The organism is Rubricoccus marinus, from assembly GCF_002257665.1.
Lineage (GTDB): Bacteria > Bacteroidota > Rhodothermia > Rhodothermales > Rubricoccaceae > Rubricoccus > Rubricoccus marinus.
Window position 1 is genome coordinate 2,370,938 of sequence record NZ_MQWB01000001.1, and the last position, 26,027, is coordinate 2,396,964.

Annotated in this window: 22 protein-coding genes; 13 read left to right on the forward strand and 9 right to left on the reverse strand. The window is 69.1% G+C overall.

Features of this window, described 5'->3' with window-relative positions:
* Nucleotides 1–31 precede the first annotated feature (31 nt).
* The gene (locus tag BSZ36_RS10065; RefSeq protein WP_094548516.1) at nt 32–337 is read left to right on the forward strand and encodes a putative quinol monooxygenase; all 306 of its coding nucleotides are present in this window, start codon (nt 32–34) and stop codon (nt 335–337) included.
* 93 nt (nt 338–430) lie between these two features.
* Here BSZ36_RS10065 and gltX read toward each other — a convergent pair whose 3' ends face one another.
* The 3 genes from gltX to BSZ36_RS10080 form a co-directional block, all read right to left on the reverse strand.
* A complete protein-coding gene (gene gltX, locus BSZ36_RS10070) occupies nt 431–1,903 on the reverse strand; it encodes a glutamate--tRNA ligase (protein WP_094548518.1) in 1,473 nt (490 codons plus the stop codon).
* A gap of 410 nt (nt 1,904–2,313) precedes the next feature.
* Nucleotides 2,314–2,820, reverse strand: coding sequence for an anti-sigma factor (locus tag BSZ36_RS10075; RefSeq protein WP_094548520.1), 507 nt, complete (start codon nt 2,818–2,820; stop codon nt 2,314–2,316).
* 5 nt (nt 2,821–2,825) lie between these two features.
* Nucleotides 2,826–3,452 (reverse strand): RNA polymerase sigma factor, encoded by a 627-nt coding sequence (locus BSZ36_RS10080; RefSeq protein WP_179271124.1) that lies wholly within the window; start codon nt 3,450–3,452, stop codon nt 2,826–2,828.
* Nucleotides 3,453–3,753: 301 nt separating this feature from the next.
* Between BSZ36_RS10080 and BSZ36_RS10085 the strand changes: the two genes are divergently transcribed.
* From BSZ36_RS10085 to BSZ36_RS10110, 6 genes are all read left to right on the forward strand, one after another.
* Nucleotides 3,754–5,838 (forward strand): peptidylprolyl isomerase, encoded by a 2,085-nt coding sequence (locus tag BSZ36_RS10085; protein ID WP_094548524.1) that lies wholly within the window; start codon nt 3,754–3,756, stop codon nt 5,836–5,838.
* Nucleotide 5,839: 1 nt separating this feature from the next.
* Entirely contained in the window at nt 5,840–6,703 is an 864-nt protein-coding gene (locus BSZ36_RS10090; protein WP_094548526.1) for a peptidylprolyl isomerase, read from the forward strand.
* An 89-nt stretch (nt 6,704–6,792) separates the two neighbouring features.
* Nucleotides 6,793–8,151 carry a peptidylprolyl isomerase gene (locus BSZ36_RS10095; RefSeq protein ID WP_094548528.1) on the forward strand — a complete coding sequence of 453 codons (1,359 nt, stop codon included), beginning with the start codon at nt 6,793–6,795 and terminating at the stop codon, nt 8,149–8,151.
* A 188-nt stretch (nt 8,152–8,339) separates the two neighbouring features.
* Nucleotides 8,340–9,326 (forward strand): AAA family ATPase, encoded by a 987-nt coding sequence (locus tag BSZ36_RS10100; protein ID WP_094548530.1) that lies wholly within the window; start codon nt 8,340–8,342, stop codon nt 9,324–9,326.
* Nucleotides 9,326–10,537 (forward strand): NAD(P)/FAD-dependent oxidoreductase, encoded by a 1,212-nt coding sequence (locus BSZ36_RS10105; protein ID WP_094548532.1) that lies wholly within the window; start codon nt 9,326–9,328, stop codon nt 10,535–10,537. Before BSZ36_RS10100 ends, BSZ36_RS10105 begins: the two co-directional genes overlap by 1 nt.
* Before the next feature lie 8 nt (nt 10,538–10,545).
* Nucleotides 10,546–11,172 (forward strand): hypothetical protein, encoded by a 627-nt coding sequence (locus BSZ36_RS10110; RefSeq protein ID WP_094548534.1) that lies wholly within the window; start codon nt 10,546–10,548, stop codon nt 11,170–11,172.
* 18 nt (nt 11,173–11,190) lie between these two features.
* Here BSZ36_RS10110 and BSZ36_RS10115 read toward each other — a convergent pair whose 3' ends face one another.
* The 4 genes from BSZ36_RS10115 to BSZ36_RS18950 form a co-directional block, all read right to left on the reverse strand.
* The gene (locus tag BSZ36_RS10115) at nt 11,191–11,787 is read right to left on the reverse strand and encodes an SdpI family protein (RefSeq protein WP_218827636.1); all 597 of its coding nucleotides are present in this window, start codon (nt 11,785–11,787) and stop codon (nt 11,191–11,193) included.
* Nucleotides 11,784–12,074: a metalloregulator ArsR/SmtB family transcription factor gene (locus BSZ36_RS10120; protein WP_094548538.1), complete on the reverse strand. Its 291-nt coding sequence runs from the start codon at nt 12,072–12,074 to the stop codon at nt 11,784–11,786. The genes BSZ36_RS10115 and BSZ36_RS10120 overlap by 4 nt, the downstream gene beginning before the upstream one ends.
* Nucleotides 12,071–13,498: an alpha/beta hydrolase family protein gene (locus BSZ36_RS10125; protein ID WP_094548540.1), complete on the reverse strand. Its 1,428-nt coding sequence runs from the start codon at nt 13,496–13,498 to the stop codon at nt 12,071–12,073. Before BSZ36_RS10125 ends, BSZ36_RS10120 begins: the two co-directional genes overlap by 4 nt.
* A gap of 64 nt (nt 13,499–13,562) precedes the next feature.
* On the reverse strand, nt 13,563–14,213 hold the full coding sequence (locus BSZ36_RS18950) for a DUF6992 family protein (protein WP_143536842.1): 651 nt from the start codon (nt 14,211–14,213) through the stop codon (nt 13,563–13,565).
* Between the two features lie 52 nt (nt 14,214–14,265).
* On the opposite strand from BSZ36_RS18950, the gene BSZ36_RS18955 reads away from it, so the two are divergent.
* The 4 genes from BSZ36_RS18955 (at nt 14,266) to BSZ36_RS10150 (ending at nt 17,442) form a co-directional block, all read left to right on the forward strand.
* Entirely contained in the window at nt 14,266–14,847 is a 582-nt protein-coding gene (locus BSZ36_RS18955) for an FxsA family protein (protein ID WP_143536843.1), read from the forward strand.
* 128 nt (nt 14,848–14,975) lie between these two features.
* Nucleotides 14,976–15,923: a DMT family transporter gene (locus BSZ36_RS10140; protein WP_094548546.1), complete on the forward strand. Its 948-nt coding sequence runs from the start codon at nt 14,976–14,978 to the stop codon at nt 15,921–15,923.
* A gap of 63 nt (nt 15,924–15,986) precedes the next feature.
* A complete protein-coding gene (locus tag BSZ36_RS10145; protein WP_094548548.1) occupies nt 15,987–17,012 on the forward strand; it encodes a DUF3667 domain-containing protein in 1,026 nt (341 codons plus the stop codon).
* 70 nt (nt 17,013–17,082) lie between these two features.
* On the forward strand, nt 17,083–17,442 hold the full coding sequence (locus BSZ36_RS10150; RefSeq protein WP_094548550.1) for a DoxX family protein: 360 nt from the start codon (nt 17,083–17,085) through the stop codon (nt 17,440–17,442).
* Between the two features lie 16 nt (nt 17,443–17,458).
* Here BSZ36_RS10150 and BSZ36_RS10155 read toward each other — a convergent pair whose 3' ends face one another.
* Together BSZ36_RS10155 and BSZ36_RS10160 are read right to left on the reverse strand one after the other, a co-directional pair.
* Entirely contained in the window at nt 17,459–17,824 is a 366-nt protein-coding gene (locus BSZ36_RS10155) for a TonB family protein (RefSeq protein WP_179271125.1), read from the reverse strand.
* A gap of 121 nt (nt 17,825–17,945) precedes the next feature.
* A complete protein-coding gene (locus BSZ36_RS10160; RefSeq protein ID WP_094548554.1) occupies nt 17,946–19,880 on the reverse strand; it encodes a DNA gyrase/topoisomerase IV subunit B in 1,935 nt (644 codons plus the stop codon).
* A gap of 384 nt (nt 19,881–20,264) precedes the next feature.
* Here BSZ36_RS10160 and BSZ36_RS10165 point away from each other — a divergent pair, with 384 nt between their 5' ends.
* Together BSZ36_RS10165 and BSZ36_RS10170 are read left to right on the forward strand one after the other, a co-directional pair.
* Complete coding sequence (locus tag BSZ36_RS10165; protein WP_094548556.1) at nt 20,265–25,310, forward strand: chemotaxis protein CheB; 5,046 nt, start codon at nt 20,265–20,267, stop codon at nt 25,308–25,310.
* Nucleotides 25,311–25,333: 23 nt separating this feature from the next.
* Nucleotides 25,334–25,999, forward strand: coding sequence for a response regulator (locus BSZ36_RS10170; RefSeq protein ID WP_094548558.1), 666 nt, complete (start codon nt 25,334–25,336; stop codon nt 25,997–25,999).
* Nucleotides 26,000–26,027: the final 28 nt, after the last annotated feature.

The following is a 26,027-nucleotide window of genomic DNA, read 5'->3' on the forward strand; positions in this document are numbered from 1 at the left end:
TAGGGAGGGGCACACCTCTCCCCTCCCCAACATGTCAACCGTCAACAAAGCCATCTTTGCCCGTCTCGTCGCCAAGCCCGGCATGGAAGCCGAGGTCGAACAATTCCTCACCGGCGCGCTGCCTCTAGCGCAGGACGAGGAGAAAACCGTCACGTGGTACGCCGTCAAGTTCGACGAGCGCACGTTCGGCATCTTCGACTCTTTCCCCGACGACGACGGGCGCCAAGCGCACTTGAACGGCCCCATCGCGGCGGCGCTAATGGAGAACGCCGACCGGCTTCTGGCGGAGCCGCCGTCGATCGAGCAGATCGACGTGCTCGCGGCGAAACTGCCGTAGGCCGAGGGGGCTGGCAGAACGGTTGCCGCCTCGCCCTCCAGGACTTCTCGCACCTCCGGCCTCTGGCGGCGTTCGCCAGAGGCCGCGTTGCGTCTAGCCCAGCGCGTCGGCCGCTCGGCGGAGGCGGGCGACGGACTCGTCCTGCCCGAGAAAGACGAGCGTGTCGAACATGCCGGCGCCGACCATCGTGCCGGTCGTGGCGATGCGGACGGGATGGACGATCCGGCCGAAGCCGACCTCCTCCGTTTCGGCCATCTCGCGCATGGCGGCCTCGGTGGAGTCGAGCGTGAACGCGTCCAGCGCTTCTAGGCGGTCGGCGTAGGCGCGGCAGAGCGCGGCGCTGTCCTCCTTCCACCGCTTCTTGACGCCTGCCTCGTCGTAGGCCTGGGGCGCCTCGAAGAGGTAGCCGGCGTCCGCGAGGTCGCGCGCGAGGTCGAGCCGCTCGTGGAGCAAGGCCGCAGCCTCGGTCAGCCTCTGGCGGTCGATGTCCCCGTACTTCTCCCCGACCGCGCCAGAGGCCCGCTCGGCGACGGCCTCGGGCGCGAGAGCGCGGAGGTGCTGGCCGTTGAACCACTGGAGCTTGTCCATCGACAGCTGCACGCCGGACTGGCCGATGCGCTCGATGGAGAACGCCTCCGCTAACTCCTCCAGCGAGAACAGCTCCTGCTCCGTCCCGGGGTTCCAGCCCAGGAACGCGAGCCAGTTGACGACCGCCTCCGGCTCGTAGCCCGCGGCGACGTAGTCGCGCACGTTGACCGGGATGCCCAGCTTGTCCGCGTTGCGCTTGGAGAGCTTGCCGCCGGTCGGCGCGAGGATAAGGGGGAGGTGCGCGAGGGCGGGTGGCGCCCAGCCGAGCGCGCGGTAGAGCAGGATGTGCTTGGGCGTGGACGAGAGCCACTCCTCGCCGCGGATGACGTGCGTGATCTCCATCGCGTGGTCATCCACGACGTTCGCGAGGTGGTACGTCGGCAGGCCGTCGCTCTTGACGAGCACCTGGTCGTCGACCGTGCTCGTCTCGAACGAGACCTCGCCGCGGATGAGGTCGATAAACGTGACGGTCTCGCCCTCGGGCACCCGGAGCCGCACGACGTGCTCGTCGCCTCTGGCGATGCGCGCCTGCGTCTCCTCCTCCCCCAGCGTCAGCGAGTTGGTCATGCTCGCGCGGTCGTATCGCGGGCTCGGGTTCTCCTTCGTGGTCAGCCGCTCGCGCATGGCGTCCAACTCCTCCGCCGTGTCGAACGCGATGTACGCGTCGCCAGAGGCCAGGAGGCGGTCGGCGGCGTCCTTGTAGAGGCTGCTCCGCTCGCTCTGCCGGTACGGCGCGTGCGGCCCGCCCGCCAGAGGCCCTTCGGCGATGGTCAGGCCCGCCCAGGCGAGGCTCTCGCGGATGTCCTCCTCGGCGCCTTCCACGAACCGCGCGCGGTCGGTGTCCTCGATGCGGAGCACGAACGTGCCGCCGGTCTTCTCGGCGAGGAGCCAGTTGTAGAGCGCGGTGCGGAGCCCGCCGATGTGGAGGAGCCCGGTGGGGCTGGGCGCAAAGCGGACGCGGACGGGAGAGTCGGGCATGGTCGGTCTGGGGTCAGGCCGACGAACCTAAAACCGCGCCTCTGGCGAGACCGGGGAGAGACGCCGAATGCTGCAGTGGCCCGGCGTCTGGCGCCTCGCTTCGCGGTACCGGGTACCCGGTACCGGGTAAAGCTGCGCCCCGCTCGCCTCTGGCGCCAGAGGCCGATTGGATCTCACAGGCGAGGTCCCCTCTCCTCCTGGGAGAGGGACAGGGTGAGGGCCGGCCCACCGCGCCAGAGGCGAGGCCCGAAGGGGTCCTGCGAGAAGGGCGTATGCGATACGCCCCTACGGGAGGATGGACGCAGCGCCAGAGGCGGGGCGGGAGGCGGATGGCGAACGGGGCCTCTGGCGGAACAAAACGGCCGGCGCCCCTCCTCATCCCTCATCCCTCATCCCTCATCCCTCATCCCTCATCCGTCCTCTGGCGCGGCCTCGCGGTCGGCCTCCACGGTCACGTCGTGCTCGATGACGTAGAGCGGGCCATCACTGAGCGTGACGCGGGCGAGCCGGACCGAGTCGGCGGAGGCCGGCGCGGGGGCGTTCGTGGGCAGCATCGCGGCGATAAAGACCGCCAGGACCGTGACGGCCAGCGCGACGCTCACGGGCACGCGGCGGCGCAGCGCGCCCGCCAGAGGCGCGCGGTCGGCGCGGCGGTTGGGGCGGCGGATGGTGAGCCGCCGCGTCTCGTCCAGCCGCGCGAGGACGCGCTGGTCCAGCGCGGGCGGGACCGCCAGAGGCTCCTGGCGCACGGCGAGGCGGAAGGCCAGCATGGCCTCGAACTGCCGGCGGCAGCCGCCGCACGTCGCGAGGTGGGAGAACAGGTCGGGTTCGCGGCCGAGGTCCAGTTCGCCGTCGAGGTACTCGTTGAGGAGCATCTCGGCGTCGGGATCGGGGCAGGCGGCGGAGGGGAACAGCATGGGAGTCAGGCGCGCGCCGCGACCGGGCCTCTGGCGCCAGAGGCGGCGGGCTCAGGAGCGGCGGGCGTAGGGTCCAGCCACGGCCGGAGGATCTCTCCGGTCTTGCGGCGGGCTTTGAACAGTCGGCTTTTTACGGACGAGACCGTCGTGCGGGTGACCGCGGCGATCTCGTCGTAGGAGAGGTTCTGGTACTCGCGGAGCACGAGGACCTCACGATAGGCGGGTGGCAGCGCGTCGAGAGCTTTGTGCACGAGCGCGGCCTGCTCGCTTTTGAGCAGGTGACTGAAGGGCGTCCCCGGCGCGGGCGTGTCGGGCGCGTCCTCGCGCAAGGCGGGCTCGCGGTCGGCGCGCGCGATGGCGTTGAGGCACTGGTTGCGCGCGATGGTGAACACCCACGAGCGGAAGGCGCCCGCGCTGACGAGCCTCTGGCGGTGCTCGTAGGCCCGCGCAAAGGTCTCCTGCACGATGTCCTCCGCGGCGGCGCGCGAGAGCAGCATCTTGGCAGCGTAGCCGTAGACCGCCCCTTTGTGGCGGTCGTAGAGCGTCACAAAGGCGAATTCATCGCCTCGACGGAAGGCCTCGACGAGGTCGAGGTCGCCGGGCGGCACGGGCGGGGGCTGGGGATGCGGCATCAGAGAGGAGTGTAGGGCCCTTCGCGTCGGAGACCGGCAGAGGCCTGGAACGTTGCTCCCCATCGCGAGAAAAATTTCGACCTCTGGCGCCGCGCCTGCCTGTGCGCCCCGCTCTTGGCAATCTCCGCCGCCGCGCGCGTGATCCCAAACGCGCCCGCCCGTGCCGTTTTCGCCACGGCTTGACCCGCCAGAGGCACGGCCGCCGCCGGGGGCCGGGTTAGCTTCGCGCGGCTACGCACGTGCCGTGCACGGCCCCGGTGATGGGCCGGACGCCGTTCCCCTACCAACCTCCCGACTCCCGATGCTTTCTCTGCGCTCCGCCGCCCTGCCTCTGGCGGCGTTCCTCGTCAGTGTCGCCGCCGTGGGCTGCGGTGGCGCCCGCCCCTCCGCTCCCGAACCCGCGCCTCTGGCGCCCGATGGGACGCCCGTCGTGGCGCAGTGGACCGGGACGACGCTGTCCCTCGCCGAGTACGAGGGTGAGTACGCCCGCGCGGAGGGCGGCCTGGAGAGAAGCGAGATCAGCGCGGACTCGCTCCGCGAGCGCCGTCTGGACTTCCTGGAGCGGTACACCGACTTCCGCCTCAAGGTCCGCTCCGCGCGAGAGGCCGGCTACGACCGCGACTCCTCCTACCTCGCCGAGGTCGACGAGTACCGCAACGACCTCGCCGGCCCGTACTTCACCGACGCCGAGATCATGGACGGCATCGTCCGCGACCTCTACGAGAAGGGCAAGGAGCAGATCGAGGTGTCGCACATCCTCATGCTCGTGAGCGAGGAGACCGCGCCAGCGGATACCCTCGCGCAGCTCACCAAGCTCCGCGCCGTTCGCGATTCCATCATGAGCGGGCAGATCACGTTTGCCGAAGCCGCTCGCCGCAACTCCGAGGACCCCTCGGCGCAGCGCCCCGCCGGCCAGGTCGGCGCCGACGGCAACCTCAACTGGCTTTCTGCGGGCCGCGTTGTCCTCCCGTTCGAGGACGCGATGTACAACACGCCCGTGGGCGAGATCAGCGAGCCGGTGCGGAGCCAGTTCGGCTACCACCTCGTCTACGTGACCGACCGCCGCCCGACGCCCACGCCCGTCTCGGCGCGCCACATCCTGATCTCGTGGACCGGCCCCACCCCCCAGGACTCCGCCGCCGTCTACGCCCGCATCGATAGCGTGCAGGCCCGCCTCGCCGCTGGCGACAGCTTCGAGGCGCTCGCCGCCGAGGTCTCGCAGGACCCCGGCTCCGCCGCCAGAGGCGGTGACCTCGGCTCGTTCGGCCCCGGCCGGATGGTGCCCCCGTTTGAGCAAGCCGCCTTCGCGCTCCAGAACGTCGGCGACGTGTCGGCACCGGTGGAGACGCGCTTTGGCGTTCACCTCATCCAGCTGACCGGGCGCGAGGAGCCCGCGAGCTACGAGGAGCAGTACGCGGAGCTGAAGCGGACGGCGCAGAGCCTGCCGCGCACCTCGCTGCGCCGCCAGCAGGTCGGTCGCGAGGAGCGTGCCGCCAGAGGCGCCGTGTTCATGCCCGAAGTGGTCCGCTCCGCGGTCCAGGGCATCCCCACCGACTCCGTGCTCGCCTACGCGCAGGGCGGCTTCGGTGACGCCTCTGGCGAGGTCTTCGCCACGATGGAAGGCACGGAGTACACGCTGGGCGACCTCGCCACGCCGATGCGCCGCGCCCGCATCGCGCCGTCGGACAACCTCACGCCCGCGCTCGTGCAGTTCGCCGACGACTACCTCACCGAGCAGGCCGTCGAGGCCGCCATCGGCTCGCTGCAGGACCGCGATCCCGAGTTCGCGCGCCTGTTCCGCGGCTACACCGAGGGCGTGCTCCTTTTCCGGATCGCGGAGGACAGCGTGTGGACCCGCGCCAGCGCTGACACGCTGGGCCTCATGCGGACCTACGAGGCCAACCGCGGCGCGTACCGCTGGCCGGAGCGGCGCCGCATCCTCGCCTTCCGCACCCCGGGCGACTCCCTGCTCCGCGCCGTCCGTGCGGACCTGGAGGCCGGCATGACGCCAGAGGCCGTCTTCGCCCGCCATGAAGGCACCCGTTTCGCCCTGCGCCTGGACACGCTCCGCCTCGCGGACTCCACCAACACCGCGCTCGACGCCACGCTGGACCTCGCGCCCGGCGAGTTCACCGACGTGCTCCCCGAGCGCAGCCGCCTGGCCGTCTACGTCCTAGACGGCATCGAGGAGCCACGCGAGAAGACGTTCAAGGAGGCCCGCGCCGAGGTGATCTCGGACTACCAGGCCATCCTCGAAACCGAGTGGGCCGCCCGCCTCCGCGAGCGCTACGACGCCCGCACCTTCCCCGAACGGATCCCCGCCGTCCCGCCAGAGGCCTCTGGCGTGATGGAAGTGCGGGAGACGCTGCCCGCGACCACGGAGTAGCGTGCGCGCCCTCGTTTTCCTGCTCGTGCCTCTGGCGCTCACTGCCTGCGGCGGCGGCAGCACCGAACCCGACGCGGCCTCTGGCGGCGCGGTGGTGGCGCGCGTCGGCGACGCGGTCCTGAGCGAGGGCGAATTGCAGGAAGCGCTCGGCGGCGCCACCCCAGGGTTGGACAGCGCCGCCGCGCGACGTCAGGTGATGGAGCAATGGGTCCGCCGCGAACTGGTGGTCCAGGAAGCCCGCCGCGCAGGCCTGGACGAGGAGGGCGACGTGCAGCGTGCTCTTCGCGAGAGCGAGCAGTCCGTTTTGGAAGCCGCCTACCTCTCGCGCTTTTTCGAGTCCACCCCTGCCGAGCCGACCGAGCCGGAGATCGCGGCGTACTACGAGGCCAACAGGGACAAGCTCACGCTCCGCGAGCCGTACGTCCGCGTCCGCCTCTTGCGGATGCCGACGGCCGCGCGCGCGCAAGAGGCCCAGAACGCCCTCGCGCAGATCCAGGGCACGCCTCTGGCGGATTCGCTGTTTGCCCTCACCGCCCGCGAGTACGCGACGGACCCCGACGGCGCCACCGAACTCGCGGACTCGTTTATCCCCGAGAGCCGCCTCCGCGCGCTCAACGAGGATCTCGGCCTCCGCATCTCCGCTCTGGGCGCCGGCGCGGCGCCCATCGTGCTGACGGCGCCAGAGGCCACCTACGTCGTCTCCGTTGTGGAGCGCGTGCAGCCGGGGCAGGTGCCCTCGCTGGGCATGATCCGCCCGGAGATCGTGGAGCGCCTCGCCATCCGCAAGCGGAAAGACGCCGAAGCGCGCCACATCGCTCGCCTCCGCTCGGAGGCCGAGGCCGGCGGGCGCCTCGCCATCCAATAGGCCCGTTTAGAAAGCCCGCGCGAAGCGTGGGCGCCGACGTACGAGCCGCGCCTCTGGCGCCGTTGGCTCGTCTCAACCACTCCCACCCCATGCAGACGCTACCACGCCTCGCGGCCCTCGCCCTCTTGGCCTTCGCGGTCGCTTTCCCCACTCGCGCGCAGGTCGCGCCCGGCACCGTTCTGGACGGCATCGCCGCCGTCGTGGGCGACGAGATCGTGCTCCACTCCGAGGCGACCGCGCTCGCGCAGCAGGCGTCCCAGGGGCAGCCGGTGACCAACGAGTTGTGGAGCCGCGCGCTGGACGAGTTGGTGCGTCAGCGCGTGCTCGTGATCCACGCCGAGCGCGACACGACGATCATCATCGGCGAGGAAATGGTGCAGCAGCAGTTGGACGCTCAGGTGGGCCAGATGGCAGCCCAGGCGGGCGGCGAGGAGGCCTTGGAGGCCTACTACCGCAAAACGATGGACGAGATCAAAGAGACCTTCCGCCAGGACGTGCGGAAGCAGCTCCTCGCAGAGCGCCTCCGCGGCACGCGGATGCGCGACGTGAGCGTGACGCCCGGCGAGGTCCGCGCGTGGCTGGAGCAGATCCCGCCCGCCGAGCGCCCCGAGGTGCCCGAGATCGTCCGCGTCGCCCACATCGTGAAGGTGCCGGCGGCGACGCCAGAGGTCAAGCAGGCCGCCCGTGACTTTGCCAGCGCGCTGCGCGATTCCGTCCTTGCTGAGCAGGCCACGCTCGCAGACCTCGCGCGCCGCCACTCAGACGACCCCGGGTCGGGCTCGCGAGGCGGTCTCATCGAGGACATCGAGCTTCGCCTCCTCGTGCCGGAGTTCGCAGCCGTTGCAGGCAGCATCGCGCTCGAAGAGGTCTCCCAGGTGTTCGAGAGCCCGTTCGGCTACCACTTTCTCCGCGTCTCGGAGCGCGAGGCGGGCAAGGTGACGTTCCAGCACATCCTCATCTCCGTCGAGATGGGCGCCGACGCTGCGGACATCGCCCGCCAGGAGCTCATGGTCCTGCGCGATTCCGTCGTGAACCACGGCGTCCCCTTCGAGGCCATCGCGCGCCGCCACTCCCAGGACCCGCTTAGCGCCGCGCGAGGCGGGTACGTCTCCGATCCCCGTACCGGCGATCGTGACATCCGCTTGGAAGCCCTCGGCGGGCAGTGGAAGGCCACGGTCGATACGCTCAGCGTCGGCGATGTGAGCGAGCCGGCCACCGTCCGCTTGCTGGACAACGCGGGCACGCAGGCCGTGCACATCGTGCTCCTGCAGAAAAAGACGCCCCCGCACGCGCTCTCAGTCGAGACCGACTACGCGCTGCTCTCCCAATACGCGCTCAACGACAAGCGCCGCGAGGTCTTCGACCAATGGGTGCGCCGCCTCCAGCGCGATGTCTACGTCGACATCCGCTCGCCGCGCTACACCGCCGAGAGTGCGACCGAGAGCTAGACTCTGGCGCCCGCGCCCTTTCGCCGCCACCGGACCCGATCTGATGGCGGCGTTTTTGTACGCGCCAGAGGCCTTGCGACGCCTCGCCCGCGAGAGGCCTCTGGCGCGGCACGCGAAACGCGACGCGGCGTAGGTTGGCGCCCTTCCCCCGCCCGCGCCTCTGGCGCCGCACCGACGCCCCGCGCTCTATGCCCATCGACCCGAACGACCCCGCCGCCGCCGATCAACTCGCCGAGGCGTACCGGCGCCTCCGCGCCGAGATCGGCAAGGTCATCGTGGGGCAGGACGAAGCCATCGAGGGGCTGATCGTGGCACTTCTGGCGGGCGGTCACGTGCTGCTCGTGGGCGTACCGGGGCTGGCGAAAACGCTGCTCGTGCGCACGCTCGCGCAGGCACTGGACCTGGACTTTAGCCGCGTCCAGTTCACGCCGGACCTGATGCCGGGCGACATCACGGGAACCGAGATCATCGAGGAAGACCCAGCCACGGGCCGCCGCGACTTCCGGTTTGCCAAAGGCCCCATCTTCGCCAACGTGGTCCTCGCCGACGAGGTGAACCGCACGCCGCCCAAAACGCAGGCGGCGTTGCTCGAAGCGATGCAGGAGCACCGCGTGACGGCCGCTGGCGAGACGTTCACGCTGGAAGAGCCGTTCTTCGTCCTCGCGACGCAGAACCCCATCGAGCAGGAGGGCACCTACCCCCTTCCAGAGGCGCAACTGGACCGCTTTATGCTCAACCTGTGGCTGGACTACCCCAGCTTCGAGGACGAGGTCTCGGTCGTCAAGAGCACGACGGGCGCATCGCCTGCACCCGTAAGCCGTGCGATCTCGCGCGAGGACCTGCTGGCGTTCCAGAAGCTCGTCCGCGCCGTTCCGGTCGCGGACTCCGTCGTGGAGCACGCCGTCCGTCTGGTGTCGCGCACGCGTCCCGGCCGTGAGGGCACTCCGGACTTCGCGACAGAGTACCTGTCCTACGGAGCCGGTCCGCGCGCGAGCCAGTACCTCGTGCTCGGCGCGAAGGCGTTGGCGCTGCTCGAAGGCCGCCTGACGCCTCTGGCGGAGCACGTGGACCGTCTCGCCGTCCCGGTCCTGCGCCACCGCATCGTGACCAACTTCGCGGCCGACGCCGACGGCGTCTCGTCCGTGGACGTGATTCGCCGCCTCACCGCACGCTGATGCACGTCCTCATCGTCGGCGGTGGGCACGCGTCGCTGCCGCTTCTGGCGCGCGCCAGAGGCCTGGTTCGGCGCGGCGCGGAGGTAACGCTGATCAGCGACTGCCCGCACCTGTGGTACTCCGGCATGACGCCCGAGTACCTCGGCCGGGTCTACCCTCGCGAGGACGTGACCATCGACCTCAGCGCGATCTGCACCCGCGAGGGCGTCCGGTTCGTGTCCGAGCCGGCCGTCGCGCTGGACGCCCCGGCGCGCGAGGTAGAGACGGCCTCTGGCGCCCGGTTCTTCTACGACGTGTGCGCGGTCGACGTGGGCGCGGCGAACCCCGCGCAAGAGGCCGCGGGACCGGCGGTGCGGACCAAGCCGCTGCACAAGATCGGGGCGCTCCGCGCTTTTCTGAGCGAGGTGGCCTCTGGCGCGAGCGACGAAACGCGGCGCCTCGTCATCGTGGGCGGCGGCGCGGCGGGCGTCGAAGTCGCGCTGAACCTCTCGGCGCGGCCAGACCTAAAGGGACGGCTGGAACTCTCTCTGGTGGAGCCGTCCGGCGCGCTGCTCTCGGCGTTCCCGCGCAGCGCGCAGCGCTGGGCCTACGACACGCTGCGCCAGAGGCAGGTAGACGTGCGGCTGGGATCCGAAGTGGACCGCGTCGAGCCCGGAGCCGTGCGGCTCGCCTCTAGCGCCTCGGTCCCCGCCGACCGCGTGCTGTGGGCGACGGGCTCGGTCGGGCACGCTTGGCTGGCCGAGGCGCTGGACGCCGACGCCAGAGGCTTCGTGCGCGTCCACGAGACGCTGCAGGCGCACCGCTTTCCGCGCGTGTTCGTGGCGGGCGATGCCGCCGTCGTGGACGGCCACGAGGACCTCGCGCGCGTCGGCGTCCACGCTGTCAAGCAGGGGCCAACGCTCGCACGCAACGTGGAAACGCTGGTCGACGCGCTCGCCTCGGGCGAGGCGCCAGAGGCCGCGTCGCTCACGACGTGGCGGCCGTACCCAGTGGCACCGCTTATCCTCTCCACCGGCACGCACGAGGGGCTTTTCGTAGCCGGGCCTCTGGCGCTGCGCGGCGCGTGGGCGCTCGCGCTCAAGCACCGCGTGGACCGGAAGTGGATCGAGCCATACCTCACTGCGGCGCCTTCGTGGGCTGGACACCTCGACCTCCGTGCGGCCGAGGACGCCGTGCCGTTTGGTCCTAGGCACGGCGGCGCTAGAGGCTAGACTTCGCCATGCTCCGTGCCGCTCTCGTGTTCGCGCTTCTGCTCCCGCCGCTGGCGGGATGCGGTCGCGAGGCCACGCCGGGAGCGTCGCCCGAGGCGTCACGCGAGCGCGGCCGGAATGCGTCTTCTCCGCCAGGGGCCGACCCGTTCGACGCGCCTCTGGCGGAGGGCCGCCCGCGGCCACAGGCCGAGACGGTGTTCGACGCCGCCGAGGCGGTGTTCGACACGCTGGAGCCGCGGTACCGCCCGGGCATCGAGATTCCGGTAGCGCCGAGACCGCGCCCGAGGCCACGCCCCACGCCTCCGCCGATTCCAGAGCCAGGGCCGCCGTCCCTTCCGCCGCCCTCGCCGTCCCCGCCCGTCGCGGGAAGCTGCGACGTGCGCAGCACGGAGGGCTTCTGCTTTACCTACACCGGCGCGACGTGGGACAGGCAAACGGCGGAGAACCACTGCGCGGCGGCGCCCAACTCGTCTTTTCAGGCCGGCGAGTGCCCGGCCGAGCGCCGCATCGCGACGTGCGTCTTCCGCCGCGGCGAGGCGCCCGCGCGCCAGATCGTGTACACGTACTACGAGCCGTACGATCTCGACCTCGCGCGCATCGCCTGCCCGGGCCGGTTTACTGAGATCGGAGAGTGAGCCCGCGCCAGAGGCGGTCTAGTCGTGCGGCCTCTGGCGCCACAGCCACCACGAGTACAGGATGGACCCGAACGCCAGCGCTCCCGTCGCGGTGGTGGCCACGAGGGTAAACGGCTCGGCCGCAAGAGGCCACCACAAGACGGCCAAGCCCGCCGAGGTTGCCAGTAGTAGGTGGCCGGTTACGCGGTGGGTCTGCCGCCACACGTCGTCGTCGCGGAGGGTCCAGGGCGTGCGGACGCCGAAAAACCAGTTGGGCCGAAGCGAAGGCATGGCGTTGCCCAGCACGCCCAGGATCAGAATCCAGAGGAGGCTATCGACGTGCGCAGGATCTCCGCCCGTCTGAGACCGCATCTGCATGACGGCCCCTACCGCGCACACGGCCGCGATTCCGAGCCGCGTCCCCGGCAGAGGCTTCTGGTCCCACGCCACCTTCCGCCGGGGGTCCAGAGCCGGAGCGATCAGCAGCAACGCGTAGGCGCTGAAACCGCCCCAGATCACATCGGGGACGCCGACGCCACGGCTCAGCGCGGCCCACGCCGGCAGCGCGAGCGAGAGGACCGCCGTCGCGTCCGCGAGCATCACGCGAGCGCCCCGCTCGCGGGCCTCTGGCGTCACGTCGCCGCCTCGGTCTCCCCGTCTGCCTCCCCCGCGCGGAGAAGCGTCAGCATCCAACTCGCGGCCTCCTCCAGAGCGGTCGTCGCGAGGCGGTACCGGACAAACCGGCCGTCTTTCTCGGCGCTGACGAGCCCCGCCTGCCGCAGCAGGTCCAGGTGGTACGAGGCGTTCGGCCCCGAAACGCCCATCGCGTCCGCGACCTCTGTGGCCGTCCGCTCGCCTCTGGCGAGGAGATCGAGAATCGAGCGGCGCGTGGGGTCGGCGAGAGCTTTGTAGGTCGTGCTCATGGCTGGAGGTCTAGAATCCAGTCCGCGACCCGGTCCATGACCGCGGGCGCGTACGACTGCCGGATGGTGCTGTACTCCGTCACGGCGCCGGTTTGGGTGGGCTGGAACAGATGGTTGAGGTTGGGAAGCACCACCACCTCCGTCCCCTCTGGCGCGCCCGCGAGCGCGTCGACGGCAGCCTCGACGTTTCCGCGCACGCGCACCTGCTGGTCCCGCGCGGCGAACAGCGCCAGGACTGGAACTGACACCTCGCGGAGCGCCAGCGCTGGATCGTAGCCGAGGTAATACCGCATCCACGGATCGGAGAGGCCGCTGGCGAGAGCACCGACCCTCTCGCTTGTGACCCCGAGTGCTTGCAGCGCGCTCATGTCCACACCGTCCACCTCGGCGGCGTAGGCCGCAGCGGCCCGATCGGCCGCCGTCTCGGCGTCGCCAGAGGCCAACGCGTCCAACATCGACGCGATACCCCGCTCGTACGCGCCCGTGGCCTCTGGCGCCAGGCCGGCTCCCACGATGTCCTTGCTCAACTGGTACTGGATCACCTCGCGGCCCGGGATCGCGGGTCCCGCCAGGAGCACGAGGAAATCCACCGCCTCCGACGCGACGGCCACGATCGGCCCGATGGCGCCGCCCTCAGAATGCCCGACGATCCCCACCGACTCCACCTCGGAACGGGTCGCGAGGTATTCGGCGACGGCCTGCGCGTCCAGCGCGAGGTCTGCCGTCGTGGCGGCGCCGTAGTCCCCCGTCGATGCCGCCGTGCCCCGGTCGTCGTAGCGGAGAACCGCGATGCCGCGCCGCGCGAGGTAGTCCGAGAGGACGTAGAACAGCTTGTTGCCCGCCACGTCGGAATCCCGCGCCTGCGCCCCAGAGCCGGAGACGAGCACGACGCCCGGAAACGGTCCCGCGCCGTGCGGAATCGTAAGCGTTCCGGCAATCGTCACGCCTTCGACGGACTGGACGCGGACCTCCTCGGCTTGATAGGGAAAGGGAGCCTTGGGTTCGTCCAGCGCCAGAGGCGCCGTCGCTACCGCGGCTTCTCCACGCACGTTCTCTTCAGCGACGTCCGCGCCGGCCGTTTCTCCGTCGGAGACGCGACGGAGGTTGAGCGTCGTCGGCTGCCCCTGAACGAGTTCGCCGGTGATCACGTCGCCCTCCAGCGTGCCCCTGTATACCGCATTGACCGCCGGGACCGTGATGGTGAGCGTCGTGCCGTCAAAGGTGGTTTCGCCTGTCGAGACGCCCATCGCGCCCTGAGCCGGTACGTCGAGCGTCGTGCTCAGAACGCCGTCGGTTTCCGTGATGTGAAACACGGTCGTAAGGCCCGTCCCTTCGACGGTGCCGCTCCAGTCTCCGACGACAGCAGCGGGCTGGGCAGCGGCGGAACCGCACAGGACGAGAAGGAAGATCAGGAGCCTGCGCATAGGGAGAGGGCGCTAACGGTTCAACGAATCTAGAACCGTTGAATCACTATCGCAACACGTCCTCTCAGAACCCCACGGTTACCCCAACGCCAGAGGCCGTGACCGTCAGCGCTGTCGCGTCCACCAGTTCCACTAGACCGCCGAGCCTCTGGCGTGATGCGAGATACGCGATACCGTCGAGCACGAAAAGGCCCGCACCCTGGAGAATGAGGGCCGCGCCGTGGCCCTTCCATAGGTCCGCATTTGGCGCGCCCCGCCGGCCCGCGACGTACATGGTCGTTCCTACGGCCGCGTAGCCCACGTTGAGTCCGAGGTTGACGAGCAGGATGTCAGCGTAGCCGTTCTCTGCGCCGAACGCCGCAGCCCACTCGCCAGAGGCCTCGCCCGGGCCGCTGGCGAGCCCGATCCCCGCGATGCCCATGTTGATGGCGCCCCACGCGGCTGACTGGATGCCGAACGCGCGCCGCATCCGGTCGGCTTCGAGGTCGGAGAGCGCGATTAGCACGAGGCCGCCCGCCACGTTCGCCGCACCCCACGCGCCCACGCGCCAGAGGTGTGCCGTCTGGTCCTCGCGCAGGTCCGCCGAGAGCGCGAGCACGTCGCCAGAGGCTCCGGACGCCAGCGCCTCTTGCGCGGCGAGGGCGCCGGGGAAGAACAGGAGGAGACACGCCGCGAGGCGCAGCCTCTGGCGGCGGACCACGTTGGAGGGAAGCATCGTAGGAGCGGGACGGGACAGCGTCCATGCCCCTCCCCTGCCCCGCGTTCCCATGACCCTCGGCCGACTCTTCCTCCTTTTCGTCCTCGTGCCCCTGGCCGACCTCACGCTTCTCGTGTGGGCCGCCGGCCGCATCGGCTTCTGGCCGACCGTCGCGACGGTCGTGCTCACGGCCGCGCTCGGCTCGTGGATGGCCCGCCGCGAAGGCAGCGCCGCGTGGAAGCGCGTGCAGTCCAAGATGACCTCTGGCGGCGTCCCCGGCCCCGAGCTCATCGATGGGCTCATCATCCTGATTTCGGGCGTGCTCCTCCTCACGCCCGGCTTCCTGACGGACCTGACGGGCCTGCTCGGCCTCTTCCCGCCGACGCGGACGGCGATGCGCAAGGCCCTCGCCTCCGGCTTTCAAAGCGCGATCCAGAACGGGACCGTTCGCGTGGCCTCTGGCGGCTTCGGCCCGATGGGCGGGCCTATGGGCGGGCCTATGGGCGGTGGGATGCCCGGCGGCATGACGGGTGGCTTTGGAGCGCCCGGCGCGCCGCAGAAGCCTCCGGTTCAGGACGCTGAGATCGTGGACGCCGAGATCGTCGAGGAGCACACGCGCCCGCTTCGCTCCAACCGCTCGCCAGAGGCGTAGGCGCAAGCGGGGCGTGGGCTTCTGGCCCTTAAGGACTCACGAAACGAAGGCGCGGTGCGGGCGAGGTGAAGAGGCGCGCGAGACGCCCGCACGGCAGAACAGCACGCCAGAGGCCCGGTTCGGCCCGCATGGCGACTCTCCACCTGTCCACTTCTACCCGCCGTCAGATCGTCCGCGCGCGGCGCACCGCCGCCGGGATCCCGATCGGCGCGTGGTACATGGTGATGGCGGGGCTGGCGTTCAGCATCATGAACGCGCTCGTCAAAGCCGTCTCGGCAGAGCTGCCCACAATGGAGATCGTCTTTGCGCGGACGGTCCTGATGGGCGTGTTCACGCTCGCGATGCTCCGTCGGGAAGGCGTGAGCCCCATCGGGCACAACCACCGGCTGCTCTTCGCCAGAGGCGCGATCGGGGCGACCGCCCTCAGCCTCCTCTACTTCGCGCTTGGCCGCATCCCCCTCGGCGACGCGACGACGATCCACTACACCGCGCCGGTCTACACCGCGCTTACGGCCGCGTTCTTCCTGCGCGAGCGCATCGGCAAATGGGTCGTGCTGGGCACGCTCGTTTCCCTCACGGGCGTGGTGATGATCGCGCAGCCGCAGTTCCTGTTCGGCGGCGACGGGCTGGATCCTCTGGCGGTCGGCGCGGCCGTGGCGGCCTCTATCCTCGCGGGCAGCGTCTACACCGTTGTACGGAAGCTGCGCGAGACCGACCACCCGCTCGTGGTCGTGCTCTCGCTCGCGTGGGTCGGCGCCATCGGCTCGCTCCCCTTCGCGCTGTTCGGCGGGTGGACTGTTCCCACGCCAGAGGCCTGGATGCTGCTCCTCGCGATCGGCGTGACCACCCAGATCGGGCAGGTCGGCCTCACGAAAAGCCTGCACGCGCTCCCCGCCGGCCAGGCCAGCGCCATCGGCTACGTGCAGATCCTCTTCGCGTTCGTGCTCGGCGTCGTGTTTTTCGACACGATCCCGAACGGGTGGAGCCTCGCCGGCGCGGGCCTCGTGCTCGTCTCCGTGCTCCTTCTCGGCCGCCGCGTGCCGCCTGCGCGCGTGGCCTCTGGCGTCAGGGGCTGAGCCATCGGTTCTTGACGGGGAAATCCGCGAGGTGCATCTTCGGGCTCCGCACACGGTTTGCCCATGCCCGAGGTCGCCCCGCCCACCGTTCCCCTCCTCGCATCTGAGGCGTCTCCCGCCGCTCCGCCAGAGGCCTCTGGCGACGGCGTCGCGCTCTGCGCCAACTGCGATGCCGTCCAAGTGGGCGCGTATTGCCCGGGGTGCGGTCAGCACCAGTCGAACAGCCGGCTCACGTTGCGGCGGCTGTGGACGGAGTTTGCCTCGCGCGCGTTCAACGTCAACCGCGGGCTTCTGGCGACGGTCGTGGAGTTGACGAAGCATCCGGGGCAGGTGCCGCTGGATTACGTGGAGGGCAAACGCCAGAGGTACACCAACCCGCTGACCTACCTCTTCCTCGCGAGCGCGGTGAGCCTGTTCATGCTCCAGTTCTCCGACGCCACGCTCAGAGAGCAGATGCAGGAGCAGATCGCGCGGCAAGAGGCCTCTCGCGCCGCCACGGCCCCGCCCTCCGTGGCCGAGGAGACCACCACCGGCGTGCCGCACGACCATGACGGCGACGGCATAGCCGATCACGCGGATGACCCGCGCGTGGATCTGTTCAGGGCCGAGTTGGACGTTCTCATGGCGGACGGTGGGGCCACGTACGTGGAACGCGTGATGGAGATGATGAGGCGCTACCAGTCGTTTCTGATGCTGTTGCTCTGCGTCCCCTTCGCGTTGTTGCTACGCCTCCTGTTCGGCCCGAAGCGCAACCTCGCCGAGATCTCCGTTTTTAGCCTGTACGTGGTCGGTCACGCCATTTTGCTCCTGGCGTTTATCACGCCCCTCCTCATCCGCATGGGCACTCTCGCCACGATGCTCGGCACGTTGGCGTATGTCGGGTTCGCCGCGTGGGCGGCCGTCCGGTTCTGGGGCGAGGGCTGGAGCGCCGCCCTCCGGGCCGGCACCGCGATGACGGTCGGCATGGCAGCGTACTCGGCGTTCATCGGCCTTGTCTCTATCGTTGCCGTGTTCGGCTCTGCCCTCAGCAAAGCTGACGCGTCATGGTGGTGGCTCGTCTCACGGATCGCGCGCAACGTGCTGAGTTGATGGCCCGCCGGGCCTCTGGCGCCAGAGGCTGAAATCGGATACGTTGGTTGTTCTAACAACCAACCCGCTTATGAACGTCACCCTCTGGATCGCGCAGGCTTTGCTCGCGCTCATCTTTCTCGCCTCTGGCGGGATGAAGCTGGTCACGCCGAAGGCGAAGCTGATCGAAAAGCTGCACGCCCTGGCGCCCATCCCAGCCGGACTCATCAAGGTGATCGGCGTGCTAGAGGTGCTCGGCGCCATCGGCATCGTCGTGCCGGCTCTGACGGGGATCATGCCCGGCCTGACGGTCCTCGCCGCGATCGGCTTCATGCTGACGATGATCGGCGCCGCCATCGCGCACGTCCGCGCGGGCGAGCCGCCGGTCCCCAACGCCGTGATCTTCGCGATCGCCGCGTTCGTGGCCTGGGGCCGCTGGGACTGGCTGTAGCCCCTGGCGCCAGAGGCTAGAACCGCACCGGGGTGCCGCACAGGCGGCTCCGGAAGATGACGACGACGTCCACGTCGCCGGCGAACGGGTTCGTGCCACGCTGCGCGGGCTCGTACACCGCCGACTTGAGCCCGTCCTCTGCGGCATCGCGGAGCATCACGTGGATGGCCGAGGCCGAAGACACCTCCACTCGTGCCGCGCGGCCTCTGGCGTCCAGCCGGACCGTCGCGGGCACGGTGGCTTCGATGCGCGCGCGGCGTGCCAGCTCGGGATACCCGACAGAATCCGCGACCGCGTTCCAGTCCGCCAGTGGTTGATCTCGCGGGTCCACCGGCGCCACAACGACGACCGGTGGGGACAGGCGCGCCGGTCCATCCGCCATGCATTCGGACCAATCGGGCGAGCCCCCGACGGGGGCAGGGGCTCGGGGCGCGCAGGCTGCGCACGCGAGGGTGAGCAGGCAGGCCGCCGCCAGAGGTGCAACTCGCGGCGGCCTCCGCAGGCTAGACATCCAGTTCCTCCACCTCGGCGGCGTGGTCCATGATGAACTGGAAGCGCGGCGCGGCGTCCTTGCCCATGAGGTCCGAGATCGTCATCTCGGTCGCGACCCGGGCGTCGTCGGGGATCGAGACCTGAAGGAGGCGGCGCTTCTCGGGGTCCAGCGTGGTCTCGTGGAGCGTCTTGGGCATCATCTCGCCCAGCCCCTTGAAGCGCTGGATTTCGATATTGGTGCGGGGGTTCTTCTTCTTGATCCGCGCGACGATTTTGTCGCGGTCGCCCTCGTCCAGCGCCCAATAGGTCTCTTTGAGCGCGTCCACGCGGAAAAGCGGCGGCTGGCCGATGTAGACGTACCCGCCGTCGATGAGCGGCTTGAGGTAGCGGTAGAAAAACGTCAGCAGCAGCGTGGCGATGTGGTGCCCGTCGCTGTCGGCGTCCATGAGGAGGATGACCTTGTGGTAGCGGAGCTTGGTCACGTCCAGGTCTTCACCCAGCCCGCAGCCCAGCGCGTCCACGATGTCGGAGAGCTCCTTGTTGGCGCCCACCTTGGAACGCGACGCTTGCTCGGCGTTGAGGACCTTGCCGCGGAGCGCGAGGATCGCCTGCGTTTTGCGGTCGCGGCCCTGCTTGGCGGAACCGCCGGCGGAGTCGCCCTCGACGAGGAACAGCTCGCTCTCAGCCGGATCCGACGAGGAGCAGTCAGCGAGCTTGCCGGGGAGGTTGAGCCGGTGGCTGACGGCGCTCTTGCGCCGCACGTTCTGGACGGCCGCGCGAGAGGCCTGGCGCGCCTTCGCGGACTGGATGATGCGCGCGACGATGCCCTCGGCCGTGCTGGGGTGCGCGTTGAGGTACTGCTCGAACTCGGCGCGGAAGGCGCCGCTGACGGCGCTCTTCGCCTCGGGGTTGTTGAGCTTCTCCTTTGTCTGCCCCTGGAACTGCGGGTCGACGTGGTAGAGGTTGAGGACCGCAATCATCCCCTCGCGGATGTCGTCGGCGGTGATGTCCAGCTTCCGTTGCCCGAGGTCGTGCGTCTCGATGTAGTTGCGGATCGCCTTGGTCACACCGTCGCGCAGGCCGTGCTCGTGCGTGCCGCCGTCGCGCGTCGGGATGCCGTTAACGAACGATACCGTCCGCTCCTTGGGCGCCTCGGTCCAGACAAAGCAGACCTCGGTCCGCAGGCCGTCTTCGAGTTCCTCCTGGCGGAGCACGAACGGGTCGGGGTGGACGCGCCGCGTTTTCTCCTCGGTCACCAGGTGATCCAGGTACTCGACGATGCCGCCCTCGTGCTGGTACTCGATGCGCTCGCCAGAGGCCTCGTTCTTGAACACGATCCGGAGCGCCCCGTTGAGGTACGTCTTGACCTCCAGGTTGTCCTTGATCGTGTCGGCGTCGAAGCCGGTCCGCTCGAAGATCTCGTCGTCGGGCGTGAACGTGATGGTCGTGCCCGTCCCGCGGACGTTGGACTTGACCGTCTTGAGCTTGGAGACGGGCACGCCTCTGGCGAAGCGCTGCTCGTAGAGCTTCCCGTCGCGCTTGACCTGCGCCACGAGGGACTCCGAGAGCGCGTTCACGACCGACGAGCCGACGCCGTGCAGTCCGCCCGACGTGATGTAGCTCCCCCCGTCGAACTTGCCGCCGGCGTGAAGCGTGGTCAGGATGACCTCCAGCGTGGAGACCTTCTTGACGGGGTGCTTATCGACGGGGATGCCGCGGCCGTTGTCGGTGACCGAGACGGTCTTGCCGTCCTTGTGCAGCACGACCTCGATCAGCGTCGCGTAGCCGTTGGTGGCCTCATCGACCGCGTTGTCGACGACTTCCCAGACGAGGTGGTGGAGGCCGGCCTTGCCTGTCCCTCCGATGTACATGCCGGGGCGCTTGCGAACGGGCTCCAAGCCTTCGAGGACTTGGATGTCGGCGCCGGTGTAAGTGACTTCTGCCATGGTGCGAGGTGTTTCCCTCAAGCTAACAGAGGTGGGGTGTCATCATTCTGGCAGCGCCAGAGGCCTCTGGCGCCACGGAACTCTGGGCGGCGAGGGCTCCGGTCTGCTCGTGGAAAGCACGTGGCCGACGAAGCGCCGAGAGGGGCACGCTAGCGGCTCGCCTCTGGCGCGGCTCGCCGGCGTCGCCAGAGGCGAGCCTCCAGTTGGGCCGGTTGCTGCGCCGGCGGGCTCGTGGCCCAACCGTGCGCCAGACCGAGTCTCCGGCTCCGTTTGAGAGGGCTACCGCCTCCCATACTAGGCATCGCCCCATCCAACCTGTAGGACACATACCGTATTATGAGTGGTGGCTGGATCGCGCGTCCTGTCCGTCTACCTCCTTGACTCGTGGCTTCAGATCTCCCCTCCCCATCAGCCGAGGACTCCTCCAATGACGAGACGCCAGCGGCCCACGTAGGCCTCGTAGGAGCAGAAGAGCCCATCTCGGACGACGAGGCGGTCGCAACGGATTTCCCTGTGATCGGCCTGGGCGCGTCCGCCGGAGGGCTGGGTGCACTCTCGGACTTTTTCGACGCGCTGCCGCCCCAGAACGAGATCGCGCTCGTCATCGTGCAGCACCTCTCGCCGGAGCACGAGAGCGAGTTGGCCGAGATCCTGCAGAACCACACGTTCATGCGGGTCTCGCAAGTGGCCGATACGCCGACGGTGCGGCCGGGGCACGTGTACGTCATCCCGCCTGGCAAAACGCTCACCATCCGAGGCGGGCGGCTTCACCTCGGCGAGCCCGCGCGCGTCCGGGCCGACCGCGCGCCCATCGACCTGTTTTTCCGCTCGCTTGCCGAGGACCTCGGCCCCCGCTCGGGAGCCATCGTGTTCTCGGGAACGGGCGCAGACGGAGCCCAGGGCCTCGCCCGCATCAAAGAGCGCGGAGGCCTCACGATGGCCCAGGCGCCAGAGGAAGCGGACTTCCCCTCGATGCCTCAGGCGGCCATCCGAACCGGGCTTGTGGACCTCGTGGCGCCAGCGGCCGAGATGGCCCGCCGCTTGATCGCGCTGCGGGACCAAAATGGTCTCGTGCTCCCGCCAGAGGCCGAGGACGCGACGCCCGACCGCGTCGAGATCCTCGCCGACGTTCTCCGTACGCTGCGCTCCCGCACGGGGCACAGCTTCGACGAGTACAAGCGCTCCACCCTGCTCCGCAGAATCCAGCGGCGCATCCAGGTCACGGACTCGTCCGGCATGGAGAGCTACCTCCAACGCCTCAAGGACGACCGCTCCGAGGCGCCCGCTCTGCTAAAGGACCTCCTGATCTCGGTCACCAACTTTTTCCGGGACCCGGAGGCCTTTGTCGCGCTGGAGCACGAGGCCATCGTGCGCATCATGGCCTCCAAGGCCTCTGGCGACACCGTGCGCGCGTGGGTACCGGGATGCGCCACGGGCGAGGAGGCGTACACCCTCGCGATGCTGCTCTGCGAGCACGCGCCAGAGGGCGTCGGCATCCAGGTGTTCGCGACGGACATCGACGAGGCGGCGCTTTCGGTCGCCCGGAGCGGGGAGTACCCGCAGACGATTGAAGCCGACGTGAGCGCCGAACGGCTGCGGCGCTTTTTCGAGCAGACCGGCAGCGGGTACCGCATCCGCGAGGGGCTCCGACGGGTCATCCTGTTTGCGCCCCACAACGTCCTCGCGGACCCGCCGTTTTCGCGGCTAGACCTGGTTACGTGCCGAAACCTGCTGATCTACATGCAGAAGGCCGCACAAGAGCGGGTGTTCCAGCGGTTCAGCTACGGTCTCAGGGCGGGGGGCTACCTCCTGCTCGGCTCCTCCGAGACCGCCTCCGAAAGCCTGTTTGAAGCCGTTGACCGCCGGCTCCGGCTCTACGTCTCGACCTCCTCTCGCCCGCATCCGGAGCCGAGGCTGTACTACGATGCGGCCTCTGGCGCGGGCTTTACCGCGCCGCCTGCCTCATCAGAAGAGGAGCAACCGCTGACGCCAGAGGCGGCGTACGAAGCCTGGACCCTGCAGCGCCACACGCCGCCTCGGTTGCTGCTGAACAGCCGCCACGAGGTCACACACGTGTTCGGCGGGGCCGGAAGATTTCTGACCGAGGGCGAGGGCCGCGTTACGCAGGACATCCTCTCGCGCGTGCTCAAGCCGTTCCGGCCGGGGCTCCGCTCCGCGCTGCACGCGATCACGTCCGGCGGGCGGGGCACCAGCGAGTACGTCCGGCTGGACGACGAGATCGTCCGCGTCCACGCGGCTCTTGTAGACGCGCCGGGCCTTCCCAAGAGCACCACGGAAGTCGTCTTCGAGGTTCTCAGCGCCGACGCCGCCGACGTGCTCGGGGCGCACCCCGTCGACGTCGGGGACGAGGACCCCGCTGTGGCCCGTCTGGAAGCCGAGCTCAGCCGTGCCAAGGTGCGGTTGCAAGAGAGCCTGGAAGAGCACGAGACGAGCAACGAAGAGCTCCGCGCCTCTAACGAGGAGTTGCAATCCTTGAATGAGGAACTGCAGTCCACGACGGAAGAGCTGGAAACCTCCAAGGAGGAGCTCCAGAGCATGAACGAGGAGCTCATCACGCTAAACCAGGAGCTCCGCACCAAGGTCAGCGAGCTCAACCAGGCGTACGGCGACCTCGTGAACCTCATGCAGTCCACGGACATCGGGACGCTGTTCTTGGACCGCGAGCTCCGCGTCAAACGGTTCACGCCCAAAGCGACCGACCTTTTCCACCTGCTCCCGACCGACGTCGGCCGCCCGCTCGGCCACATCGCGCACACGCTTCTAGACGTGGACCTCACGGCCGAGGTGGAGCGGGTGCTCGACACGCTTCAACCCGTCGAGCAGGAGGTCACAGCCGAGAGCGGCGTTTACCTCTTGCGCGTCGTGCCGTACCGCACCGAGGACGACAAGATCGACGGCGTCGTCGCGTCGTTTTTCAACATCTCGGCGCGCCGCCGTGCCGAAGCCGAGGCTTCCACTCGCGCCGACCAGCAGGCTGCTGTTGCCGAGCTTGGACGGCTCGCGCTGGAAGGCACCAAAACCGCAGGCGAGATCTTCAGCGCGGCGTGCGCCGCCGTGTGCCAGACGCTCGGCTCGGACGCCGCGAAGGTGCTTGAGCACCGCCCAGACACGCACGATCTCTTGCTCGTCGAGGGGCAGGGCTGGCACGACGGGATTGTGGGCGAGGCAGCGGTCCCGGACGGGGACGCCTCCCAGGCCGGGTACACGCTGTTGCAAGAGGGGCCCGTCATCGTGCGGGACTACGCCTACGAGAGCCGCTTCGAGTCCCCCACCCTTCTTTCCGACCACGGCTTCGCCAGCGGCATCAGCGTGGTGATCCCCGGCACGGAGGGGCACCCGTGGGGCGTGCTGGGCACGCACAGCCGCGATCCGCGAGACTTCTCGGAACGCGACGCCCTGTTCCTAGAAGCCGTGGCCAACGTGCTTGCGGCCTCGCTCCGCCGCACGCGCGACGAAGAGCGGTTGGTCGCCCTCGCCGCCGAGGCCTCCCGCCATGCCGCCGAGATGGAAGCCGTGATCGAGGCCATCCCCGACGGGATCTACATCGGCGACGAGGAAGGCGTCCGGCACGCCAACTCCGTCGCCCTCGCCCTGGTAGGCGTCGAGTCGCTGGAGGAGCTCCAGGGTCAGACCGCTGAGATGGGCCTCAAGTTCAACGTCCGCGACGCCGAGACGCAGCAGCCTCTGGCGCCAGAGGCCTACCCCTTCTTCCGCGCGCTCCACGGCGAGACCGCAGCGGAGAACATCCTGGCCCGCAACCTCACGACCGACGAGGACCTGTACCTCCGTGCCGCCGCGGCCCCGGTCCTGGTCAACGGCGTGACCATCGGGGCTGTGGGCGTGAACACCGATATCTCCTCACTCGTCGAGCTCCAGAAGAGGGTCGAGAGGCGAGAGGCCGTGATCGCGCAGCAGCTTGCCGAGATCACCGCCGTCTACGACTCGCTTCCCATCGGACTGGCGTACAAAGACCGGGACCTCCGCTACGTCCGCATCAACGAGCGGCTCGCTTCCATCAACGGGCTCGCGCCAGAGGCGCACCTCGGGCGCACGACGCTGGAGCTGTTCCCCGAGTTGGGCGAGATGGACACGGTAAACGTCCAGCGCGTGCTGGATACCGGGGAGCCCAGCGGCGCCATCGAGTACCACATCCCGGCGCCGGGAAATCCGAACGAGATCCGCGATTGGCTCACGTTCCACTTTCCCGTGACGGACGCCTCTGGCGACGTGATCGGGGTGGGCACGACCGTTCAGGACCTCACCGACATGCGGCAGGCGGAAACGCGGCTGGGCGAGAGCCAACGCGAGTTGGCGTCTATCGAGGAGCTGTACTCGGCCACGCTGGACAAGCTGCCGACGGGCGTGATGGTCATGGACCAGAACGAGGACGGCAAGGCGTCTCTGCGCTACGCCAACCCGAGCGCTTACGCGATCGTCCAGGGAACGCCGATCCTCGCGGCGCCCAACCGGTTCGCAGACCTCGGCTCCGGCACCATTTTCAGCCTGGACGACCGGCCCATCCTGTTCGACCAGTGGCCACTGGGCCGCGCGCTCCGCGGTGAGGCTGTGGCCGAGGAGGAATACAAGATCCCGCGCCAGGATGGGACGTGGCTCCACATCCTGATCAGCGCCGCCCCTGTCACCTCGGCCTCTGGCGACAGCGTTTCCGCGCTCGCGGTCTTTGAGGACGTGACGGCCCGCAGGGCAGCCGAGGACTCGGTAAAAGCGCTCAACGAGAACCTGGAGGCGCGCGTTCGCCAGAGGACGGTCCAGGTCCGCACGCTCGCCCTCGCGCTTACCCTTGCCGAGCAGCGAGAGCGGGCGCGGGTCGCGCAGATCCTCCATGACAACGTGCAGCAGGTGCTCCACGGCGTCCGCCTGCGCGTGGAGATGCTAGCCGCGGACCTCTCGCAAGACGAGGCCATACGGGCGACGGAGATCGAGACCATGGTCCAGAACGCGATCGAGATCACCCGGTCGCTCTCGGTCGACCTCGCGCCGCCGGTCCTCGCTGGCGGCGGCCTCGATGAAGCGCTGGACTGGCTCGCAGGGCAGATGCAGGACCTGTACAAACTGAAGGTGAACCTTCAGGCCGTGCCCCTGGACCCCTCCCCTACGGCCGAGACCATCACGCTCCTCGTCCAGCTTGTCCGTGAGTTACTTTTCAACGTCGTCAAGCACGCAGGCGTTGGGGAAGCCACGGTCGTTGTCGCGCAGGAAGACGACAGCATTCGTATCGACGTAATTGACCACGGGCAGGGTTTCGACCCCTCGGAGACGCCTTTTGGATTCGGCTTGGATAGCGTCCAAGAGCGCGTGGACCTCCTGAGCGGGTCTCTCGACGTGGCCTCGCAACCTGGCGGCGGCACCCGTAGCACTCTGCGGCTCGGGCTCACCGTCACCGAGTAATCCCCCCTTTATCTACCGGCCTTATGCCATCACTTATCTATCTCGTTGACGACCATCCCATTATGCGGGATGGGATCAAGCTTCTGCTGCAGAGGGAGGAAGACATGCAACTCTGCGGCGAGGCCGTGAATGCTGCCGAGGCGCTGCAGGCGCTGAACTCTGGCGTGGAACCGGACCTCCTCGTGGTGGACCTCTCGCTTCCCGGGATCAGCGGGCTGGACCTGATCAAGCAGGTCCGGAGCCTCTACCCGGACCTTCTGATCCTCACGCTCTCCGCGCACGACGAGTCGGTGTACGCCGAGCGCGTGATCCGCGCGGGCGCGCAGGGCTACGTCGCCAAGCACGCCTCGTCCAACGAGATCATCGCCGCGATGCGGAAAGTGCTCGGAGGCGGCATCGCGCTGAGCCAGAAGATGCACCAGCACCTCGTACGGGACCACTTCAAGACGCCCAAGCCCTCCCCTGTCGAGCGGCTCTCCGACCGGGAGTTCGAGGTGTTCGAGCACATCGGGCACGGCAAGTCCACGGCGGACATCGCGTCCATGATGTGCATCAGCCCGAAAACGGTGGAGAGCCACCGCCAGAACATCAAGAAGAAGATCAACGTGGACACCTCCAACCAACTGGTGCAGCAGGCGGCCGTGTGGGTGGCCACTCAAGGCGTCCCGCCCCCCGCGCCCCAGGCCTAGGGCCTCTGGCGCGAGGAGCGGGGGTTGC